Genomic DNA, 3,680 nt, shown 5'->3' with positions numbered 1-3,680 from the left:
TGGCCACCGGCAAGACCCGAGCCACCCTCACCGGACGAAACTACGTTGTGACGTCGCTGGCGTTCAGCCCTGATGGGCACACACTGGCCACCGGCCACGAAGATGAGACGATGCGGCTATGGGATGTGGCCCTACCTGGCCCGCCCGAAGCGATCAGAAGAGTATGTCGTGCCGTCCACCGGGATCTCACCCGGAACGAACGATCGGAATACCTGCAAGACCAATCCCCCCGCCGCGTATGTGCACCTGCGACCTGATGTCGGCAAGGGCGGCCTTGAGCGTGATCGTGGACGGCGTCACGGTGAGCCCCTCGCGCGGTGGGCCCGTCCGGACTGAAGGCCAGTGAAACAACTTGGCCCTGGTGACCGGTGACGGTGCCGCGGAGCCGTCCGTGGCTGGGTCCCACAGACGGACCGTGCCGCCGACACTGCCGGTGGCTACGGTCCGCCCATCCGAGCTGAACGCCACCGCGACGGAACCTGCCTCGTGCTCCGGTTTGCTGTCGGCCGCGGTGAGACGGTGCTGGAGGGGCAAATCTGCTGCTTTGTAGAGGCTGATCTTGGCTTCGGCAGTGGGGCTGGTTCGGTATGCCTGCACGGCGAGCAGCGAGGCAAGGTCGGGGTTGGACTGCAGGAGTGTCTCGGACTGAGTGGCGAGCTGGCGGGACTGCGCCTGCTCCCGGGCGGTGATGGCGCGGAGACGCTGGTGCTCGGCGTCGTTGCGCTGCTGGTAGGCGGAGGCCGCAGCGAGGAGGGCGAGGACGAGGAGTGTGGCGAGGGCCGCGGTGAGTGAGTGGGCCCGGCGGGAACGGTGTTGCTCGGCACGGGTGGACTGGTGGAGGAAATGCCGTTCCAGATCCGTCAGTTCGTCCTGCTGGTCGGGGGTTTTGAAGGCGCCTTCTGCTTCGGTGAGCTCGGTGCCCCGCAGCAGCGCGCCGGTATCGCGGCCGCGGTCCCGCCAGTTGCGGGCAGCGTCGGTCAGGCGCCGGTGCCGGCGCAAGCGCTCGCGGTTGCCCTCGATCCATCCGTGCAGTCGGGGCCATGCCGTGATCAGTGCTTCGTGAGCGAGGTCGACGGTTTCGTTGTCCAAAGTCACCAGCCGGGCAGCGGCCAGACGCTGGAGCGCAGCGTCCGGGTCCGGGTCCGGGTCCGGGTCCGGGTCGGTGATGGTGTCGGTCGTGGTGAACTCGGCCCGGTCGACAGGGCGACGAGTGTCCGGAGTGGTGTCCTCGCCCGGGGTGATCAGGCGTAGCAGGATGCGTCGGGCGGCGGTGGCCTGGGCGGGGGTGAGGTGGTGGTAGGCGTCCTCGGCGGTGCGGGCGATGGCGCCTCGTAGCCCGCCGGCCGCCTCGTACGCCTGGAGGGTGAGAATGTGGCCGCGTCGGCGGCGCCAGGTTTCCATCAGGGCGTGGGACAGGAGGCGGGCGGTCAGGTCGCGTTCCACGTTCAGCCCGCGCGCCCCAGCCGGGCGCACGATGGCCGCCCGGAGCTGCGCGGTGGTCATCGGGCCGACGAGGAGGGTGGCGTCGTTGATCGCGGCTGCCAGGGCGTGGTTCTCGGTGCACCGGACGAAGAAGTCGGCCCGGAGCGCAAGTACCACCCGTAACCGGCTTCCTGGCTCTCGGGCAGCCAGTAAGCGCTCCAGGAAGGCCGCACGGTCGTCGGGAGAGGTGCAGAGGGTGAACACCTCTTCGAACTGGTCCACCAGCACCCAGGTATCTCCCGGGCCCGCGGCCGGTTCCAGCAGATCGGCACGGTCCATCGGCTGGGCACCGGGGGTGAGGACTCGGACCGCAGCCGGCTTCTCCTCCGCGTCCTGGTCGGGACGGCGGAGCCGGGGAATGAGGCCGGCGCGCAGCAGGGAGGACTTGCCGCAGCCGGAGGCTCCCACCACCACGCTCAGCCGGTGCCGACGCACCATCGCCTTGAGTTGTGCGGTGGTCTCCTCGCGACCGAAGAACAGGTCCGCATCAGCTGGCTCGAAGCGTTGCAGTCCCCGGTACGGTGGCTCGTCGTCATCCTCGGGAGGGCGCGGCAGCGCCGTGGTCTCCGCGTCGGCCTGCTTCCACCGGTGCCGCCACTCGTCCGCGTCTCCGTTGCAGGCCTGCACGTAGGCCAGGGCGACCGGCAGCGTCGGCAGCCGCTCGCCTCCCGCGGCCTGGGACAAGGTCGCGGCCGAATATCCCGCACGACGGGCCATGTTCCGATAGCCCGGAGCACCCGCCTCGTCGCGGAGCTTGCGTAACTGGTAGGCGAACCGCGCGACGGGTCCGTCCTGCGGATCGATCGGCTTCTCCGGACGCCCCACTGGTCCTGCCTCTCCCCGGCACAGTCGCCTGCCCCTTCAACCACCGTAAAGATCGGATCGCGGCCACGACAAAGCCGCCAGCACAGAAGGGCCGAGAACGACCGGATTGATCAGAGCAGCTCAGATGGGCTGCCAAACAACTCCGCGGCGGGTGAACTCGGTGCTGTCCGGGCTGCGGGAGACACGACGGGGGCGTGACGACCCGCCGCCCGGACACTCAGCCTCGTCCCACCTTGAGGAGTTGACGTGACTCGCACGAAGAAGACAGTCGTTCTCTGGGCCCTTGCCACGGGCATGCTCGCGGCCTCGACCAGCCCCGCGCTCGCCGACCGCAACCAGACGGTCGCTCCGCCCGACCGCAACAACACAATCCTGCAAGCCGAGAAACTTGAAGCCGGCCCGGCAGGAGCAACGAATACACGCACATCGCCGCTCGCCGCAAAGCATGACTCCGTGCCCTGCGGCCATAAGAAAGTCAATTTCACGTGGAAGTCGGGCACAACCCACACCACCATCTACGCCAATAATCACTGCGGACACAAAAAGGTGGTGTTCGTGAAGTATGGCAATGCATTCCCCGCGAAGTCATGCTGGCGAGTGAAGAAGGGGAAAAGCCACAGCACCGTCCGGACACCCCCGGGCAGCAAGGTGAAAAACATAACCAAGGGTCACGGCTGCTGACACATAAAGAACATTCTGGCTGATTTCTACGCCACAGCCTGCCGCTTGTCGCGTATTTGCGACAAGCGGCAGGAGTGTCACTTGCTACTCAAGCAGCCTTCCGTATCGCTCTGGCGAGAGTTCCACCGGGTTCGGGGCCGCCATGCGGGACCTCCACATTTGCTGAGTCGGCCCCCGCACACTCGTCCCAGCCCATTGACCACGGCGGCTGTACACCCATCGCGCCCCGGCAGCTGGCCCCGCGGCTCCGCTCCCCCTCCCACCGGACGGGCTCACTAACCCTTTCAAGTCACGCGCGGATGTGCCGTAGGTGCCGGTCGACTGCCGAGACCGGGAGGATGCGCGTCCCGCCCTACGCAGTGGTAACCCAGGGTAGGCGTCGCGCCAGGCGCGACCATGTGCTGCTTCCCGCCTCCACAGGGCCACTCGGCTTGACCAGGATCCGCAAGGGTGAGTTCGCGAAGCGGTCTCGGCGCCCGTAACTCATGACCGGCCAGCGCCTGCCGGCCGTCATTCGAGCGTGTGGACACGTCCACACCAACCCCGGGTGCAACCGGATTGAGCAGCATCCAGGAGGATCGAAGAGGGACACTTTGTGGTCACGTCCGCTGGAGTGGTGTATCGACGGCCACTCGGTGATCCGTTGTTGAGGCTATGCAGTGAGTTCGGTGGGCAGGTCGGGTTCGTCGGTT

The 3,680-nt window shown here is 67.4% G+C and carries 3 protein-coding genes; 2 read left to right on the top strand and 1 reads right to left on the bottom strand.

Annotated elements, in window-relative coordinates; translation table 11 throughout:
- On the top strand, positions 1–257 hold a 257-nt coding region (locus tag J2Z30_RS49170; RefSeq protein ID WP_281062866.1), incomplete at its 5' end, for a WD40 repeat domain-containing protein.
- On the opposite strand, the gene J2Z30_RS49165 is transcribed toward J2Z30_RS49170, so the two are convergent.
- A complete protein-coding gene (locus J2Z30_RS49165) occupies positions 187–2,307 on the bottom strand; it encodes an nSTAND1 domain-containing NTPase (RefSeq protein WP_052701466.1) in 2,121 nt (706 codons plus the stop codon). The genes J2Z30_RS49170 and J2Z30_RS49165 overlap by 71 nt on opposite strands.
- 246 nt (positions 2,308–2,553) lie before the next feature.
- On the opposite strand from J2Z30_RS49165, the gene J2Z30_RS49160 reads away from it, so the two are divergent.
- Positions 2,554–2,988 (top strand): hypothetical protein, encoded by a 435-nt coding sequence (locus J2Z30_RS49160; protein ID WP_209469208.1) that lies wholly within the window; start codon positions 2,554–2,556, stop codon positions 2,986–2,988.
- The last annotated feature ends 692 nt before the right edge of the window (positions 2,989–3,680 follow it).

The sequence above is a fragment of the Streptomyces iranensis genome, assembly GCF_017874715.1.
Classification (GTDB): domain Bacteria; phylum Actinomycetota; class Actinomycetes; order Streptomycetales; family Streptomycetaceae; genus Streptomyces; species Streptomyces iranensis.
This window is presented reverse-complemented; position numbering and strand designations above follow the sequence as displayed.